The organism is Lapillicoccus sp. (assembly GCF_036559105.1).
Lineage (GTDB): Bacteria > Actinomycetota > Actinomycetes > Actinomycetales > Dermatophilaceae > Lapillicoccus.
Genome location: NZ_DATBTV010000115.1, coordinates 1 through 16574 on the forward strand (window position 1 = coordinate 1; position 16574 = coordinate 16574).

Annotated in this window: 21 protein-coding genes and 1 pseudogene; 15 read left to right on the forward strand and 7 right to left on the reverse strand. The window is 69.8% G+C overall.

Going from position 1 to position 16574, the window contains the following annotated elements; translation table 11 throughout:
- From VIG79_RS14550 to VIG79_RS14590, 10 genes and pseudogenes are all read left to right on the forward strand, one after another.
- Nucleotides 1–602: pseudogene (locus VIG79_RS14550) on the forward strand (hydrogenase expression protein HypE); the annotation flags it as partial.
- 13 nt (nucleotides 603–615) lie between these two features.
- Nucleotides 616–2412: a nickel-dependent hydrogenase large subunit gene (locus VIG79_RS14555; RefSeq protein WP_331886909.1), complete on the forward strand. Its 1797-nt coding sequence runs from the start codon at nucleotides 616–618 to the stop codon at nucleotides 2410–2412.
- A 13-nt stretch (nucleotides 2413–2425) separates the two neighbouring features.
- Nucleotides 2426–3307: a NifU family protein gene (locus tag VIG79_RS14560; RefSeq protein ID WP_331886911.1), complete on the forward strand. Its 882-nt coding sequence runs from the start codon at nucleotides 2426–2428 to the stop codon at nucleotides 3305–3307.
- Complete coding sequence (locus tag VIG79_RS14565; protein WP_331886913.1) at nucleotides 3304–3975, forward strand: DUF5947 family protein; 672 nt, start codon at nucleotides 3304–3306, stop codon at nucleotides 3973–3975. The genes VIG79_RS14560 and VIG79_RS14565 overlap by 4 nt, the downstream gene beginning before the upstream one ends.
- Complete coding sequence (locus VIG79_RS14570; protein ID WP_331886915.1) at nucleotides 3968–4609, forward strand: DUF6084 family protein; 642 nt, start codon at nucleotides 3968–3970, stop codon at nucleotides 4607–4609. Before VIG79_RS14565 ends, VIG79_RS14570 begins: the two co-directional genes overlap by 8 nt.
- Nucleotides 4606–5889, forward strand: a complete 1284-nt coding sequence (locus VIG79_RS14575) for a hypothetical protein (protein WP_331886917.1) — start codon at nucleotides 4606–4608, stop codon at nucleotides 5887–5889. The genes VIG79_RS14570 and VIG79_RS14575 overlap by 4 nt, the downstream gene beginning before the upstream one ends.
- Nucleotides 5886–6446, forward strand: coding sequence for a hydrogenase maturation protease (locus VIG79_RS14580; protein ID WP_331886919.1), 561 nt, complete (start codon nucleotides 5886–5888; stop codon nucleotides 6444–6446). The genes VIG79_RS14575 and VIG79_RS14580 overlap by 4 nt, the downstream gene beginning before the upstream one ends.
- Before the next feature lie 10 nt (nucleotides 6447–6456).
- Nucleotides 6457–6564: a DUF6893 family small protein gene (locus tag VIG79_RS19870; RefSeq protein WP_414672640.1), complete on the forward strand. Its 108-nt coding sequence runs from the start codon at nucleotides 6457–6459 to the stop codon at nucleotides 6562–6564.
- Nucleotides 6565–6571: 7 nt separating this feature from the next.
- Nucleotides 6572–6814, forward strand: coding sequence for a HypC/HybG/HupF family hydrogenase formation chaperone (locus tag VIG79_RS14585; RefSeq protein ID WP_331886921.1), 243 nt, complete (start codon nucleotides 6572–6574; stop codon nucleotides 6812–6814).
- Nucleotides 6807–7580: a DUF6390 family protein gene (locus VIG79_RS14590; RefSeq protein WP_331886923.1), complete on the forward strand. Its 774-nt coding sequence runs from the start codon at nucleotides 6807–6809 to the stop codon at nucleotides 7578–7580. Before VIG79_RS14585 ends, VIG79_RS14590 begins: the two co-directional genes overlap by 8 nt.
- Here VIG79_RS14590 and VIG79_RS14595 read toward each other — a convergent pair.
- The 5 genes from VIG79_RS14595 to VIG79_RS14615 all read right to left on the reverse strand — a co-directional run bounded on the left by VIG79_RS14595 (nucleotide 7534) and on the right by VIG79_RS14615 (nucleotide 11347).
- Nucleotides 7534–8334, reverse strand: coding sequence for an ABC transporter ATP-binding protein (locus VIG79_RS14595; RefSeq protein WP_331886925.1), 801 nt, complete (start codon nucleotides 8332–8334; stop codon nucleotides 7534–7536). The genes VIG79_RS14590 and VIG79_RS14595 overlap by 47 nt on opposite strands.
- Nucleotides 8327–9382, reverse strand: coding sequence for an iron ABC transporter permease (locus VIG79_RS14600; RefSeq protein ID WP_331886927.1), 1056 nt, complete (start codon nucleotides 9380–9382; stop codon nucleotides 8327–8329). Before VIG79_RS14600 ends, VIG79_RS14595 begins: the two co-directional genes overlap by 8 nt.
- On the reverse strand, nucleotides 9375–10433 hold the full coding sequence (locus VIG79_RS14605; RefSeq protein WP_331886929.1) for an ABC transporter substrate-binding protein: 1059 nt from the start codon (nucleotides 10431–10433) through the stop codon (nucleotides 9375–9377). The genes VIG79_RS14600 and VIG79_RS14605 overlap by 8 nt, the downstream gene beginning before the upstream one ends.
- 122 nt (nucleotides 10434–10555) lie before the next feature.
- Nucleotides 10556–10927, reverse strand: a complete 372-nt coding sequence (locus tag VIG79_RS14610; RefSeq protein ID WP_331886931.1) for a hypothetical protein — start codon at nucleotides 10925–10927, stop codon at nucleotides 10556–10558.
- A gap of 144 nt (nucleotides 10928–11071) precedes the next feature.
- Entirely contained in the window at nucleotides 11072–11347 is a 276-nt protein-coding gene (locus tag VIG79_RS14615; protein ID WP_331886933.1) for a muconolactone Delta-isomerase family protein, read from the reverse strand.
- 54 nt (nucleotides 11348–11401) lie between these two features.
- Here VIG79_RS14615 and VIG79_RS14620 point away from each other — a divergent pair, with 54 nt between their 5' ends.
- The 5 genes from VIG79_RS14620 to VIG79_RS14640 all read left to right on the forward strand — a co-directional run bounded on the left by VIG79_RS14620 (nucleotide 11402) and on the right by VIG79_RS14640 (nucleotide 13947).
- Complete coding sequence (locus VIG79_RS14620) at nucleotides 11402–11761, forward strand: hydrogenase maturation nickel metallochaperone HypA (protein WP_331886935.1); 360 nt, start codon at nucleotides 11402–11404, stop codon at nucleotides 11759–11761.
- A gap of 7 nt (nucleotides 11762–11768) precedes the next feature.
- Nucleotides 11769–12527 (forward strand): hydrogenase nickel incorporation protein HypB, encoded by a 759-nt coding sequence (gene hypB, locus VIG79_RS14625; RefSeq protein WP_331886937.1) that lies wholly within the window; start codon nucleotides 11769–11771, stop codon nucleotides 12525–12527.
- Between the two features lie 508 nt (nucleotides 12528–13035).
- Nucleotides 13036–13359, forward strand: coding sequence for a hypothetical protein (locus tag VIG79_RS14630; protein WP_331886939.1), 324 nt, complete (start codon nucleotides 13036–13038; stop codon nucleotides 13357–13359).
- Nucleotides 13360–13532: 173 nt separating this feature from the next.
- On the forward strand, nucleotides 13533–13733 hold the full coding sequence (locus VIG79_RS14635; protein ID WP_331886941.1) for a hypothetical protein: 201 nt from the start codon (nucleotides 13533–13535) through the stop codon (nucleotides 13731–13733).
- On the forward strand, nucleotides 13705–13947 hold the full coding sequence (locus VIG79_RS14640; RefSeq protein ID WP_331886943.1) for a hypothetical protein: 243 nt from the start codon (nucleotides 13705–13707) through the stop codon (nucleotides 13945–13947). The genes VIG79_RS14635 and VIG79_RS14640 overlap by 29 nt, the downstream gene beginning before the upstream one ends.
- A 201-nt stretch (nucleotides 13948–14148) precedes the next feature.
- On the opposite strand, the gene VIG79_RS14645 is transcribed toward VIG79_RS14640, so the two are convergent.
- Together VIG79_RS14645 and VIG79_RS14650 are read right to left on the reverse strand one after the other, a co-directional pair.
- Nucleotides 14149–15249 carry a HAMP domain-containing sensor histidine kinase gene (locus VIG79_RS14645; protein WP_331886945.1) on the reverse strand — a complete coding sequence of 367 codons (1101 nt, stop codon included), beginning with the start codon at nucleotides 15247–15249 and terminating at the stop codon, nucleotides 14149–14151.
- A 47-nt stretch (nucleotides 15250–15296) separates the two neighbouring features.
- Nucleotides 15297–16097 (reverse strand): SAM-dependent methyltransferase, encoded by an 801-nt coding sequence (locus VIG79_RS14650; RefSeq protein ID WP_331886947.1) that lies wholly within the window; start codon nucleotides 16095–16097, stop codon nucleotides 15297–15299.
- Between the last annotated feature and the right edge of the window lie 477 nt (nucleotides 16098–16574).

Below are 16574 nucleotides of genomic sequence, written 5' to 3' on the forward strand. Positions count from 1 at the left end.
TGGCGGGCAACCCGACCGGCGCCATGGGGGTGCCGGACTACCTCGGGTGGTCGTGGAAGTCCAAGGCTGGGCTGCCCATCGTGTGCGTTCCCGGCTGTCCCATCCACCCGGACAACCTGAGCGAAACGCTGGTCTACCTTCTCTACCAGGTCGCCGGGCAGGCGCCCATGATCCCGCTGGACGAACAACTGCGCCCGCAGTGGCTGTTCGGCGCCACCGTCCACGAGGGCTGCGACCGGGCCGGCTACTACGAGCAGGGTCAGTTCGCGACGGAGTACGGCTCGCCGAAGTGCCTCGTCAAGCTCGGCTGCTGGGGACCGGTGGTCAAGTGCAACGTCCCGAAGCGCGGCTGGATCAACGGGGTCGGCGGCTGCCCCAACGTCGGCGGGATCTGCATCGGCTGCACGATGCCGGGCTTCCCCGACAAGTTCATGCCGTTCATGGACGAGCCCCCGGGTAGCAAGCTCTCGTCGAACACGAGCCGGACCTACGGCACGGTGATCCGCCGGCTCCGAGCGGTCACCGCGCGGACCGTCGACAAGGAACCGTCGTGGCGCCAGAAGGGCCCGAAGCTCACCACCGGCTACACCAAGAACTGGTAGGAGACGACGCGCCATGACCATGACCGAAGCCCGCACCTCGACCAAGAACGTCGACGCCGACGTCGTCGAGATGTCGTGGGACCCGATCACTCGCATCGTCGGCAGCCTCGGGATCTACGCCTCGATCGACTTCAAGAACAAAGAGGTTCGCGAGTGCCACAGCACGTCGTCGATCTTCCGCGGCTACAGCATCTTCATGAAGGGCAAGGACCCGCGCGACGCGCACTTCATCACAAGCCGGATCTGCGGGATCTGTGGCGACAACCACGCGACCTGCTCGGTGTATGCGCAGAACATGGCCTACGGCGTCGCGCCGCCGCACCTCGGTGAGTGGATCATCAACCTCGGCGAGGCCGCTGAGTACATGTTCGACCACAACATCTTCCAGGAGAACCTGGTCGGGGTGGACTACTGCGAGCGGATGGTCAAGGAGACCAACCCAGGGGTTCTCGAGAAGGCGAACCACACCGAGTCGCCGCACGCCGGCGAGCACGGCTACCGCACCATCGGCGACATTATGCGGTCGCTGAACCCGCTCGAGGGCGACTTCTACCGCGAGGCGCTCCAGATGAGTCGGATGACGCGGGAGATGTTCTGCCTCATGGAGGGCCGGCACGTCCATCCGTCGACGCTCTACCCAGGCGGTGTCGGGACGGTCGCGACGATCCAGCTGTTTACCGATTACCTGACCCGGCTGATGCGCTACGTCGAGTTCATGAAGAAGGTCGTGCCGCTGCACGACGACCTCTTCGACTTCTTCTACGAGGCGCTGCCAGGGTACGAGCACGTCGGCGAGCGACGCATACTCCTCGGCTGCTGGGGCAGCCTCAACGACCCCGCCGTCTGCGACTTCACCTACCGCCGCATGAACGAGTGGGGCAAGGCGATGTACGTCACCCCGGGCATCGTCGTCGACGGGAAGCTCGTGACGAACAACCTGGTCGACATCAACCTGGGACTGCGGATCCTGCTGGGCCACTCGTTCTACGACGACTGGGCCGGCTCCGGCAAGGAGGTCTTCGTCGAGCGCGACCCGCTGGGCAACCCGGTCGACATCCGCCACCCGTGGAACCAGCACACGCTCCCCAAGCCTGCGAAGCGGGACTGGCAGGGCGCCTACAGCTGGACCATGGCGCCGCGCTGGTTCGACGGCACCGACCACCTCGCCCTCGACACCGGCGGCGGGCCGATCGCGCGACTGTGGTCGACTGCGCTGTCGGGCCTGGTGCACACCGACTACGTCCAGGCGACCGGACACAGCGTGAAGATCACCCTGCCGCGGACCATGCTGAAGCCGGAGGCGGCGTTCGAGTGGGACATCCCGCAGTGGAGCAACGCGCTCGAGCGGAACCGCGCACGGACCTACTTCCAGGCATACATGGCCGCCCTCGCCCTCCATTTCGTCGACAAGGCTCTCGAGGAGGTCCGCGGCGGTCGGACCGAGACGTGGACGCCGTTCGAGGTGCCCGACGAGGCCGTCAGCGTCGGCTTCACGGAGGCGGTGCGTGGGGTTCTCTCGCACCACATGGTGATCCGGGAGGGCAAGATCGCGAACTACCACCCGTACCCGCCGACGCCGTGGAACGGCAGCGTGCGCGACACCTACGGCACCCCAGGGCCCTACGAGGACGCGGTGCAGCACACGCCGATCTTCGAGGAGAACTCCCCCGACAACTTCAAGGGCATCGACATCATGCGGGCCGTGCGCAGCTTCGACCCGTGCCTGCCGTGCGGGGTCCACCTCTACACCGGCCAAGGCGGCGAGGTCCGGCAGCAGCACTCGCCGGGCATGGCGGTCCGGCCCTACTGACGGGGCCGCCGCCATGAACCGACGAGAGCTCCAGAACCAGTCGCAGCAGGTCGAGGAGGTCCTCGACGAGTTCGCCCAGGCCGGCGACGAGGTGACGCTGGAGCGCGCCGAACGGCTGGTGCGCTCCGTCATGGGCCTGTATGCGTCGGGCCTCGCCCGGGTCGTCGAGGTCGCAGAGGAGCGCGACCCGGCGTTGGTTCGGGCCCTCGCCGACGACGAGGTCGTCGGCAGCCTCCTGGTGCTGCACGACCTGCACCCGGACGACGTCGACACCCGCGTCCAGGCCGCGCTGGACCGCGTTCGTCCCTACCTCGGGTCGCACGCCGGCGGTATCGAATACCTCGGCGTCGACCAGGAGGGCGTCGCGCATCTGACGCTGCAGGGCAGCTGTCACGGTTGCCCGTCCTCGTCGGTAACCGTGACCATGGCGGTCGAGGGCGCCGTCCTCGAGGCCGCCCCGGAGGTCACCGCGGTGGATGTCGTGGGCGTCGTCGCGGACGCACCTTCGTCACCGCTGTTGCAGATCGGGTTGCGGCCCGGACTGGAGCCCGCGGCACCGGCCGGCGAGGTCGAGGAGAGCGGGTGGGCCCGCCTCGACGGCCTCCCGACACCGGGCACGACGGTCAGCGAACGGCTCGGCGGCGAGCGCGTGCTGGTGGTCAACCTCGGAGGCGCGGGGTATGCGTACCGCGATACCTGCCCGCGGTGCTCCGGGTCCCTCGTGCGCGGCCGGCTCGACGGAGACGTCGTCGAGTGTCCCTCCTGCCGCGCCGGGTACGACGTGCGGCTGGCCGGCCGTGGGCTGGACCCGCGGACCGGTCACCTGTCACCGCTGCCGATGCTCCCCGACGGCGCGGGCTGGACCGTCGCGCTGCCCGGGCGCGTGACCGCGTGACCCCGCGCGCCGACCCGCTGGTCGGGCTGCGGCGGCTCAGCCGGCCGGCGCCTGAGCCGCCGGTCACCGAGGCGGACGCCGTCGAGCGCTGCGAGATGTGCAGCACCGAGATCGCCGACCGGCACGGTCATGTGGCCGACCTCGAGGGGCACCGACTGCTCTGCACGTGCCGGGCGTGCTTCCTGCTGTTCACCGGCTCCGGCGCGGGCGCGGGGCGCTTCCTCGCGGTCCCCGAGGACGTCCGCAAGGTCGCGGACGTGGCGATCAGCGAGGGCCAGTGGGCGGCGCTGCAGATCCCCGTCGATCTCGCCTTCTTCCTCCGGCAGACCGGCGCCGAGAACGTCGGCGCGTACTACCCGGGACCGGGGGGCGCTACCGAGTCGCTCCTCGACCTCGCCAGCTGGGCCGAGGTCCTTGACGCGAACCCCGTTCTGGCGCAGGCGGAACCCGACATCCGGGCGATCCTCCTGCGGCGCAGCACCGGCGGTTATGCCTGCTACCTCGTGCCGGTCGACCGGTGCTACGAGCTGGTGGGGATCGTCCGACAGTCGTGGGTCGGGTTCCACGGCGGCGCGGACGTATGGTCACGGGTCGAGGCGTTTTTCGCGGAGCTCGACCGGGAGGCCGGCGCCGTGGACCGGTCCGGCGAACCGGTGCCGTATGGCTGACGTCGGCAGCCTCGACTTCGAGTACCTCGGCGCGGACGTCGACTGTGCGGCCGCGAGCCCGACGGTGCGGCTCCGGCTGCGGGTCACGGAGAGCTCGGGGCAGCCGGTGCACGCGGTCGCGCTGCGGACGCAAGTGCGGGTCGAGCCCCACCGGCGTCGGTACGACGACGAGGAGGAGGCGGCGCTCGTCGACCTCTTTGGGTCGAGGAGTCGCTGGGGCCAGACCCTGAAGCCGCTCCAGCTGGCGTTCGTCAGCCACCTCGTCCCGAGCTTCACCGGGTCGATCGAGACGTCACTCGCGCTGCCGTGCAGCTACGACTTCGACGTCGCCGCCAACAAGTACCTCTACTCGCTCGTCGAGGGCGTCGCGCCGCTGCTGCTGCTCTTCAGCGGCACGTGGTTCAGCGGCACTTCGGGCAGCCTGACCGTGCTCCCGATCTCTTGGGACAAGGAGGTCACCGCCGGGCTGCCGGTCGAAACCTGGCGCGCCGCGATGGACCAGCACTTCCCGGGCACGGCGTGGCTACGGCTCGGTCGGGACACCTTCGACGCGCTCTACCGGTACCGCGCCGGGAACGCCATGGTGTCGTGGGACGAGGCGGTCACCCGGCTGCTCAAGGAGGCCGACGGGTGACGACGTTCGAGGACGTGCGACCCCTCGCCGACACCGTGCTCTACGAGGGGTACGTCCTCTACCCGTACCGCGCCGACGACGCGAAGAACCGCGTGCGCTGGCAGTTCGGCGTCCTCGCCCCGTCGGCCCTCTCCGCCGTCGACCCGTCCGAGCGCTCCCGGCTGCGGGCGGAGCTGCTGCTGGACGGCCGGCCCAGTCGCGTGTTCCTGCGGGTCCGGTTCCTTCAGGTGCAACGGCGCACGGTGCTCCGCGAGACGGCCGCCGGCGAGGTGGAGGTCAGCCGGCTCGAGGCCGGCGACACCGCATACCTGCCGTTCGACGAGGCGGTCTCGCACGAGCTGGACCTCGACGTCGACCTCGCCGCCCTCGAGCCGGTGCGGTCGACCAGGAAAGTCCTGGGCGGTGTCGACCACGAACGCGTGCTCGGGGGCCGGCTACGGCGAGAACGGCTCCCGCTGGTCGCGTCGGTGACGGCGACCGCGCGGTCGCTGCCCGGCCCCTACGGGGTGACCCGGCTACGGGTCGACGTCGAGAACGTCACTGCGTGGCGTCCTGCACCGTCGCCGCTCCGCGAGGAGGCGCTGCGCCACTCACTCGTCGCGGCCCACCTGCTGGCCCGGGTTGATCGCGGCCGGTTCCTCTCCCTCACCGACCCGCCTGAGTGGGCGACCGGCTACGTCGCCGAGTGCGAGAACGACGGCGTCTGGCCGGTCCTCGCCGACGTTGACGGCCGCGCCGACGTCGTCATCTGCTCGCCGATCATCCTGCCCGACCGGCCTCAGGTGGCCCCCGAAAGCACGACGCAGTTCTTCGACGGCACCGAGATGGACGAGATGCTCAACCTTCGGGCGATGACCTTGACCGACGCCGAGAAGCGCGCGGTCCGCGGCACCGACCCGCGTGCGGCCGAGCTCCTCGACCGGGTCGAGAACCTCCCGCCGGAGCTGATGGACCGCCTGCACGGCGCCATCCGTTATCTCTCGAGCACTGCGAAGGTCGAGCCTCGCGACCTGCCACCGGACTCGGTCGATGTCGGTGGCGTGCCGGTATGCGAGGGCAGCCGGGTGCTGCTCCGACCCGGGACGCGCCGGACCGACGCGCAGGACCTGTTCGTCGCAGGACGCACGGCGACCGTGGCCAAGGTGGTCCACGACGTCGACGGGCACGACCACCTCGCGGTGCTCCTCGACGACGACCCGGGTCAGGACCTGGCCCTCGAGCAGGGCCGGTTCCTCTACTTCGCGCCCGACGAGGTCGAGCCGATCGGGGCGGCGCGATGAGCAGCGACGACGCCGGTCGGATGCTGGTCGCGGGCGTCGGCAATATTTTCAAGAGCGACGACGGGTTCGCGACGGCGGTCATCGCGAGGCTGGCGGAGCGGGCTCGCCTCGGTTGGCCCGATTGGGTTCGCCTGCACGACTACGGGATCGGCGGGGTCCATCTCGCGTACGACCTCCTCGAGGGCTACGACGACGTGGTGCTCGTCGACGCGATGCAGCGACCGGGTGGGCGTCCGGGCACCGTCTACGTCCTCGACGCCGGGCTGCCGGCCGGCCCGGCCGCCGGGACGGCACCAGCCATGGACGCGCACGACCTGGCACCTGAGACCGTCCTTGCCCTGGTCCCGGCGCTCGGCGGAACGCTGCCGCCGGTCACGGTGGTCGGTTGTGAACCCGAGGCGACCGAGGACGGGATGGGCCTCTCGGACGTGGTCGCCGCACAGGTCGACGTGGCTGCGCGGATCGTCGACGACCTGGTCACCAAGGCGGTTCGACGACGCCAGAACGACTTCCGGACCGCGCTCCGCGCGGCCACACTGGACTCAGGCTGGACCTGAGGATGAGGAGATGACGATGGGCAAGGTGGTGTCCTTCCTGGGGCTGGCCCTCATCGCGGCGGCGCTCGCGGCGGCCTACCCCGATATCAAGCGCTACGTCGAGATGCGCCGGATGTGAGCCGCTGATGTGTCTCGGGCTGGCCGGCCAGGTGATCGGTCCCACCGACGAGGCTGACCTCATGGACGTCGAGGTCGCCGGTGTCGTGCGCCCGATCAACGTCGCCCTCCTCGACGGCCCGCTCCAGCCGGGCGAGTGGGTCCTCATCCACAGCGGGTTCGCGCTCGACCGGATGACTGCCGAGGAGGCTCACGACGCGATGGCGGTCCTCGGTGGCCCGGGGGTCGAGGAGATGGTCGGCGATGGCTGACGGCGGCCCCACGCTCTTCGTCCGCTATGCGTTCCCGCCCAACAGCCACGGCTACTGCGGGCCGGGCGACAGCGCGGGCTTCCTCGGTTACGGCCTCGCCGGTGTCGTCGACCCGGGGTTCCGGCAGATGGCTCAGGCCTTCGCCGGCGCATGGCCGTACCTCGAGCTGATCGCGGGCGCCACCGACATCGAGGACCCGCTCGACCGCCGCGTGGTCGAGGCGTACTGGGTGGGGAACCGGCTGCTCGACGGCGTCGGCGTGACCACCATGGGCAACTCCATAGAGGACCGGTTCCGGTTCCGGACCGGGCCGCGGTTCTCCAACCTGGCCGAGGGGGTTCAGGCCGGCGGCCTGCCGCACCACTCGTTCCACGTCTTCTGCATCTACCCCTGGACCGGGCTGCTCGGCGAGGACCGTCCCGGCGCCGACCACGCACTCACGGTCCTCGACCGGTGCCGGATCCGTTGGGGTCGGGTGGTGGCCCTGCACGGTGACCAGGCGGTGGTGGAGTCCCGGGCGCTGACCTGGACCGGACGCCACCTCGTCCTCGCGGAACCCGCGCAGGAAAACGTCGTTCGCGCGGTCGGCGGCGTGGGGATGGTGCCAGACCTGGCCGTCGGTGACTGGGTCTCGATGCACTGGGAGTGGGTCTGCGACCGCCTCGACGCCCGGCAGCTGACGTCGCTCAAGCACTACACCAACGTGCACCTCGAGATGGTCAACGGCGGCCTCGAGCACTCGGGTCCGGCGCTCGCCCTGAGCTGAGGGGCAGGCGACCGGCTGACGAGCCGTAACCGGTCACCAGGGCGCGACGGCCGGCGCCCGGAACGTCGACCTCGTGCACCGGTACCTCGTAGAGGGCGGTCAGCTCGCCTTCGCTGAGCAGGGCCTCGGCGGGTCCGTGTCGCACCTCGGACGGTCCGCCCATGAGCACCACCGCGTCAGAGACGACCATGGCGTGGTCGGGATGGTGTGTCGTCAGCAACACGGTCAGGCCGTCGTCCGCGAGCGACCGGACGAGGCCGAGGACGAGGCCCTGGTTGCCCAGGTCGAGCCCGGTGGCCGGCTCGTCGAGCACCATCACCGGATGTCCGGAGGCCACCGCGCGGGCGACGAGGACCAGCTGCTGCTCGCCGCCGCTGAGCGTCGGGAAGGCCCGGTCGGCCAGTTCGGTGATACCGACCCGGTCCATCGCGGCGTCGGCCGCCGCTTGGTCACGCCGGCCCGGTACGGCGAAGACCCCGACGGTTGCGGCCCGGCCCATGACGACCATCTCGCGGACGGGGTAGGCGAAGGCCGTCCCCCTCGCCTGTGGAACGAACCCGGCGGGAACGTCCCGGCGTACCGAACCCTCTTGCGGCGTCAGCAAACCGGCGGCGCAGCGCACCAGGGTCGTCTTGCCGCGCCCGTTCGGCCCGAGCACCGACGTCACCGTCCCCGGCTCCAAACCGAAGGTGACGTCGCGAAACACCCAGTCCCCCGGCGCATACGCGAACCCGATCCCGACCAGGTCAAGCACGGTCCCAGATCCGATCGCGGTTGCGGCGGAGCAGGACGAAGAAAGCCGGCGCACCGACCAGAGCGGTGAGGACGCCGAGAGGGATCTCGCCGCCGGAGAGCGTGCGGGCCAGGGTGTCGACGGTGACGAGGAACGCGGCGCCCACGAGGAACGACACCGGCAGCAGGACGCGATGATCAGGGCCGACCCACATCCGCACGAGGTGCGGGATCACCAGGCCGACCCAGCCGATCACGCCGCTCACTGCGACCGCGCCGGCCACGATGAGGGCCACGGCCGTCAGCAGGGTCCACCGCACCGGCCGCGGGCGGATCCCGACCGCCGCGGCGTCCTCGTCCCCGAGCGAGAGCACGTTGATCCGCCACCTCAGCGCCAATAGGACGGCGAAACCGACGAGCACCGGGACGGCAGCGACGAGGACCTTTCCGAAGGTCGCCGTGGCCAGGCTGCCGAGCAGCCAGAAGACAATGGCCGGCAGGGTCGAGTACGGGTCGGCGAGGTAGGTCAGCAGCGACACGAGGGCGGTGAAGAACGACCCGGTGACCACTCCCCCGAGGACGATCATCAGCATCGAGGCGCCGCCGCGGCCCGCCGTGACGAGAAAGACGACACCGAGGGCCGCCATCCCGAACACGAACGCCGACGCCACCAGGTAGCCGGTGCCGAGCCCGAGGACCAGCGCGAGCGCGCCCCCGAACGAGGCGCCCGACGAGACCCCGATCACCTGCGGGCTGACCAGCGGGTTGCGGAACGCCGCCTGGAGCGCGACACCCCCGACGGCGAGCCCGCCTCCAACCAAGGCACCGAGGAGCACCCGAGGGAGCCGGACCAGGGTCACCACGTCCTGCTCGGTCGCCGGGCCGAGGTATGCGTTTCCGGTCAGCTGTCCGACGAGGACCTCGACCACGTGTCCGACCGGCACCGGGTAGCGGCCGAGCGCCATCGACACGACACCGACCACGAGAAGCGCTGCGGCGGCTGTCGGGACGGCCACGCGCGTCGTGCGGACCCCGCGTCGCGGCCCGGCCGCCGATCGACGGTCAAGCATGGAACTGCTGGTAGTCGGCCGAGCCGTCGTTGGTCGCGGTCCGCAGGATGGCGTCGAGCTCGGCCGTCGTCGGCTGGTACCCGTAGAAGCGCTGGTACGACGAGACGACGTCGGCGCGCAGGTCGTACCTCGCCTGGTCTGGGAACGCCACCATGCCGAGCCAGCGCCACATCAGCGGCGACTCGTGGCTCGGCGGGTCCCAGCGGTAGCCGCCCAGGGGGACCTTGTAGACCCGCTTCTCCCTGACCGCCGTGAGGCCACGCCACACGGTGGAGTCGTAGAGGTCCTTGGGCAGCGCAGCGTCGAAGTTCCCGAGCAGCACGATGTCCGGGTCCCACGCCAGCAGCTGCTCGGGGTCGACCCCCACCATGCCCTTGCCGGACGCGCCACCGGGTCCGCTGGCGGGGTTCTGGGCGCCCACCATGGCTATATAGCCGTCGTTGTAGGTGCCGGTGCCGGCGACCTTGAGGCCTCCCACGAACCGGTTGAGGTAGACGACCCTCGGCTTCGCGCCGGTGGTGGTCTTTCCTAGGGCCGTCATCTGTTGAGTCGCCTTCAGCGTCGCGGCGTTGAGCTGGTCGCCCCGCTCGGTCCGGCCGAGTGCCTTGGCGAACAACGAGATCCAGGTCGTCACGTCGTCCTGCGTCCCGTACTTGAGGCCCACGACCTTGAGCCCGGCGTTCTCCAGCGGCGCGATGATCCCGGTCCCCTGGTCGCCCCACTGGACGACGAGGTCCGGCTGGAGGGCCAGGACCGCCTCGACGTTGGGGGTGAACGTGTCGTCGGCGACGTCATGGCGAACCGCCAAGGCGGCCGGGAACATCGTCCCGAGGATCCCGTCGTGCACAGCCACCCACGATGCGTTCTGCATCCCGACCAGATGGTCGGCGCTCTGGTCGACGGCGACGAGGATCGACGCGGCCGGCTGCGGGATGGTGACGATCCGGCCGGCCGGTCGCTCCAGGGTAACGACGCTGCCGCGCTGGTCGGTGAGGGCGATCGGGCCCGCGGGCGTCGCGGCGTCGGTCGCTCCACCGGCTGAGGTGACCACGGAGCCACCACCGGTCCCGGACCCGCAACCGGCGAGCAGGGCTGCACCACCGGCCACTGCGCTGCCGAGGACGGTCCGCCGACTCAGGTCGCCGGCCCTCGCGGGCCGACCGCCCGGCACGGCTACTCCGACCCGGAGAGCGGACCCAAGACACGCGGAAGGGGCCGAACGCCAAGGGTCCCCACCAGCGCCGAGGGGGTCGCGAGCGCGACCACCTCGGCGTCGACGGCCCGCGTTCGCGGCCCCGCCGTCGGTCGTCTGCCGGCGGGCTCCCAGGAGTGCGGGTCGTCGGTGAGACCCAGCAGCCAGGTCACCGAGCAGTCGAGCGCCGCCGCCAGCTCAGGGAGCTTGGCGACATCGAGGCCCGAGCCGTGCTCGAGGCTGCTCAACGCCTTGTTGGTGCTGAGGACCCCGAGCCGGGCCAGCCGGCTGATGACCTGCTTCTGGGTGAGGCCGAGAGTCCGGCGCCGCTCCCGCAGGCGCTGGCTAACCACGAGGTGGCGCGTCGCGCCAAGGTCTGACGGGCTGGTCAACGTCATCGACAACCTCCCAAAGGGCGTCTCAACGTTCCGCCTGTTCCCCGGAGTCCGTCAACCCGCGAATCGGACAGTTGTGGACCAATTTGAAACCCACCGGGCTCAGCGGTCCGGCGGGGCCTCCATGTCGGCCAGCGCGTGCACGGTGTAGCGGGCGACGTTGTAGACCGGAGCGCGGGCCAGCAGCCGCTCCAGCTCCTCGTTGGAGTCCACCTCGTAGATCCACGCGCCGCCGTGAGCGCCGACGACGTGGTACCGCGCGAGCACCTTGCCCTGTTCCTCGAGCCGGGCGCCGTAGTCGGGCATCCGCCCGACCGCGCGGGCGGTCTCGGCCGAGACGAGCGACAGCTCGATGCTCCACAGCACCAGGAACTTCATGGCACGCCAGCATGCCGGACGTGGCACGATGACGGGACCGGATGGGAGGCGGTCGTGCACGAGCTGTCGCTGTGCCAGAGCATCTACGGCATCACCGACCGGGCGCGTGAGGGCCGTCCCGTCGTGACGGTTCGTCTGCGGGTCGGCGCGCTCCGCCAGGTCGTTCCCGAGACGTTGACCTACTGCTGGGGCGTCGTCACGGACACCACCCCGCTCGCGGGGTCGATGCTCGACATCGAACCGGTGGCTGCGGAGCTGAGCTGCCGGTCCTGTGGCGCGACAACGGTGTTGGCCGACCGGTTCCTCATCGCCTGCGGCACCTGCGACGGCGCCGACGTCGAGGTGGTCCACGGCGAGGAGCTGGTGGTCGCGTCACTCGACCTCGCCGAACCGGCGTCCGCGGTGAGGAGCTGAGCGGGCCATGGGCCGCTTCCACCGGCACGTCGACGGCACGACGCATACTCACGAGAGGCATGACCACGAGCTCGGCGACCACACCGCCTACGCAACGGGACCCGAGCGGGTGACCGTCCTCGAGCGGATCTTCACCGAGAACGACCGCGCGGCCGACGCGAACCGGAGCGCCTTCGCCGACGCCGGTGTCGTCTGCCTCAACGTCATGTCCTCGCCCGGCGCCGGCAAGACGACCGTGCTCGCGACGACGCTGACCCACCTGCGGGAACGCGGCCTGCGGGCCGGAGTCGTCGAGGGCGACATCGAGACGAGCATCGACGCCGACCGGCTTCGCGGCCTCGCGCAGCAGGTCTCGCTCCTCAACACCGCCAACGGCTTCGGAGGCGAGTGCCACCTGGACGCGCCGATGGTCGCCCGGGCTCTGCACGGGCTCGATCTCGAAGAGCTGGATGTCGTCCTCGTCGAGAACGTCGGCAACCTGGTCTGCCCGGCGGAGTTCGACGTGGGTGCGCACCAGCGAGTGATGGTCTGCTCGGTCACCGAGGGCGAGGACAAACCACTGAAGTACCCCGTGATGTTCCGCTCGGTCGACGCAGTGCTCGTCAACAAGACCGACCTGCTCCCCTATCTCGACCTCGACATCGACCTGCTCGAACGCAACATCCGCACGGTCAACCCCACCGCGGCTCTGCTCCGCATAAGCGCCCGCACGGGCGACGGCCTCGACTCCTGGTATGCGTGGCTTGACGAGGCGATCACGAGCTGAGCTGCCCGGCGCCCGCGCCGGACCCCGAGTTGCCGCTCGGGTGCGGTGACAGGGGCATAAGCGTGAACAGGATCGTCGGACGGCCGTTGCGGCGTCCGAGACGTCTCTGACGTGCTGGTCGAACGCCCACCGGTGACCCCGAGGGTCCAACACCTGCTCGCGAACCCTGGTCGCCGTGGCCGCCCCGTTCCCCGGTGGCACGCTGGCCACGCCGTCCCGACGATCTATTACACGTTCGGGACCAAGGCGGTGCTCCTTGAGGAATCCTGGGGGCAGCCGTCCTCGGGCCTCAAGCCACATCTCCCGGTCGCCCAAGTTGGGCGTCCAGTGCATGAGGTTTCGCCGGCACTCCCTCATCGATCCAGGGTAGGCGCGTCCACTCGTGATCGCCGCGGCCGGGTTTCGCGGTGGAATCGTCGCGCTGCTGATGCCGTCCGCCGACCGGGAGGCATGATCACCACCACCGTGTCCGGGATAGAGGTCAGGCTCCGATGGTGTAGTGGATGGCATGGAAGCAGCCGAGCGCCTCAAGCGTCTGTCCTCTGCGGCGACAGCGCTGACCCGTGCCGTGTTGGAATCGGCGGCAGACACTTCGCGGGAGGTGCGTCGCGAGGCGTTTGACGGTTCGGTTCGGGACGCGGGAGTTGCCGGGTATGTGGCTCTGGTGGAGCGGGAGGCACGCCTGGTTACCGACTCGCAGCTGACGCAGCTTCGGCAGGAGGGACTGTCCAAGGACGCTATTTTCGAGGTTACGGCGGCGGCGGCCGTGGGTGCGGCGCGGCGTCGCTTCGACGCGGGTGTGGCGATGTTGCAGCGTGAGGGCGGGTTGTGATGCGTCTTCCGTTGTACTCGCGGGGTCGATCCCAGCGGCAGCGTCTGGTGCTGCGGGGTGCTCGCCACGCCGGTGTCGACTTCGACGACGTTGTCCGGGTCTGCCTACGCAGACCCGCCTTCTTCGGGGCGCCTTTCCTGGCCCTGGCCCAGGAGGTGCTTCGAGGTGATTCGGTGTGGTCGGCGGGCGAACGGGAGTTCTTCGCCGCGGTGGTTTCCGGTGCGAATCGGTGCGGCTTCTGCGTCGGGACGCACGCCGAGATCGCCCGGCTGACGCTGGGGCCGATCATCGACGACACCTGGAAGGACGGCCGCTACGGCGCGCAGGCGACCGCCGGCGGAGAACGTGCTTCAGGCGCTGACCCGCAACCCTGACCTGGTTCCACGCACCGAGTTGACGGCCGCCCGGGCCGCCGGCCTCGATGAGGCCGCCCTGATCGACGCCCTCTATGTGGCGTACATGTTCAACGTGATCAACCGGATCGCCGACGCGCTCGACTTCACCCATAGGTCCGAGCGTGACCGTCTGCGTGGAGCCTGGATACTCCGACACAACGGCTACCGGCTACCTGCCTGGCTACTGCGCTGACCCTTGCGAATCTCCGGTGCGGGGCCCGACCCGACGTGCGAGGCGGTGCGCTCTCTGCGCTCGTGGACGCCGCTCGGCATCGACAGTTCACGAGCGGCATGCGCGGCGCGGGCTGGTAGCCATCCAGCGAGCTGGCACCGTGGCGATCGGCGATCTCCCGGGGCAGACTCTTCGACCTGGCCGGTCGGGCGCTCACTCGGGTCACTCGGGGTCAGTCGGGATGAGAATGTGGAACTCGGCACCCGGGTGGGCGTCGCTGACCCAGATCTGGCCACTCATTGCTTGGGTTAGCTGGCGGGCGATGTACAGGCCCAGGCCGGTCCCTGGGACGGTCCCTCGGCCTAGCCGCCGGAAGGGCTCGAACACGGCGAGGGCGAGGTGCTTGGGGATTCCTGGGCCGTAGTCCCGGACGCGAATCTCAACGTGGTGCCCGGCCCGGCGGGCGGAGACGTCGACGGGCTCTCCCGGTGTCGAGTAGAGGTCAGCGTTGCGGAGAAGCGCGGCCAGTACTTGCCGCAGCCGCAGCGGGTCGCACACGGCGGTGCCGACAGCATCGTCACCCGACCAGTTCACCTGGCGGGTGCTCTCGGGGTCGACGGCGTCGATGGCGCGCCGGACGATGCGCGCGATGTCGGTCTTCGTCGGCGTGACGGTGAACTCGATATTGCCGGGCCCGGAGGCCGCCGAAAGCAGGTCGTCCAGTAGGCGCTGCAACAGCTCGGTCTGAGACAGCATGATCTGGTAGAACTCGGTGCGCTGCTCGCGGCTGAGCTGGTCACCGAGTGAGAGCAGCATTCGCAGGTACCCCTTGATCGGGGTCAGCGGCGTGCGCAGCTCGTGCGAAATCGTCGCAATGAAGTCCTGCTTGGTCTGCTCGAGCTGTCGTTCCGCCTCCCACCGCGCGTCGTCGGCGAAGTCGCGGGCAGCGATCGCGGCGGTGAGCATCTCCTCCTGCTCCCGGAGCACCAGGTCGCGTAGCGCCGTGGTGTAACCCTCAGCCACCGAGGCAACGATGCTTCCCCAACGCTCTCCAAGCCCGACCTGGCCACCGGTCAGTTCGTCGGTCGCGCCCAGCAGCACCTGAAGCGTCAGCGACAGGCTTCTGGGGTTGGTCAGATGGGCCTCCACCAGCTGGTTACCGACGATGGCCCCTCCTGCAGCAGAACGTTTCCGGTCGAGAAGGAGACCATCGAGCTCCTCGACCAGGCCACGTAGTACCTCCGCCAGGTCTTGCGGGCTTATGGCCACGTAGCTCGTGCCAATGACGGCGCGTCTCCACCGCTCCGCAACCGAAGCGCGCAACCGGGCCCGGTCTCGTTCGGCAGGCGACCCTGGCTCAGGTGCCGCTGTCACATCTTGCGGCCAACGCCGGCGTACCCGACCATCCGCTGTGTCGCCGTGTCGTCATCGCTGTCGGGGCGCCATCGGGGGATTGGCACCAGCCCTGGCTCCACCATCTCAAGCCCCGCGAAGAAGTCAGTGATCTGCGGTTCCGTCCGCATGGTCATCGGGGTCGGTGTCCGCTCGTACAGCTTCTGGTGCGATCCAGCCAGGACGGGCTGCCCATCCGCGCTGGCGTGCGATAGGACCAGGTAGCTACCCGGGCGCAGCTGATCAAGGCAGCGGCGGACGGCCGCATACGGGTCATCGGCCTCGGCGACGAAGTGCAGCACGGCCACCAGCAGCAGCGCGACCGGTCGCTCGAGGTCCAGGAGCTCCCGCAGCGCCGGACTGTCGAACAGGCTGGGCGCGTCGCGAAGGTCGGCCTCGACCACCGCGGTCAACGGTGTGTCCGCCAGGATGGCCCGGCTGTGCGCGACCGCCACCGGATCGTTGTCCACATACACCACGCGGGCGGTCGGCCTGCCGGGCTGGACGACCTCATGGACGCTTCCCGCGGTCGGGATGCCGGACCCTATGTCGACAAACTGGTCCACCCCCTGGCTCGAGACATAACCAACCGCCCGCCGTAGGAAAGCCCGGTTGGCCTGCATCATCGACGGCAGCTCCGGCCACATCCTGATTGCTTCCTCGGCCATCCGGCGGTCGACGGAGAAGTTGTGTGAGCCGCCCAGGTAGTAGTCGTACACGCGGGCCGCGCTCGGACGGGTTAGGTCGATCCCCGGGGGGGCCCAGCTCGGTCGACTCATCCAGCACTCCAAAAAAGGGCGATGCGCTCAGCCCAACGAGCGAGGCCTCTGCAGATCATCACCAATTTACGCCCACATGTACGCCACTCGTACGGCAATGCACGGCGTTCATGTCCATCGTCCGACGGGGTTTAGCTCAACCGCATCCGTTCCGGCGATGAAATGACACCGGTAGGTGGAGTCTCCAGACGCGGGCCATCGAGTGAGCGAACACAGGCCTCACGTCAGGCGGTCCGCGGGGCAGCTCGTGCCCATGCCCGGTCCGAGGACCGGATCGCGATCGGCGCCCACCTGGGGCAACAACGATGCCTTCAGGCGTGCGATCGCGGACCCTTTCCCTGCGTACCCCGACCAGAACGAACGCGACTACCAGGCCTTGGTCGACCCTGTCGAATCGGGCGGCCTGGAGGCACAGACCGGGCTGTAGCCGCACCGCGCCCGCCCGCGGAACGGGCTAGATTCCGGGCACAGTCCCCG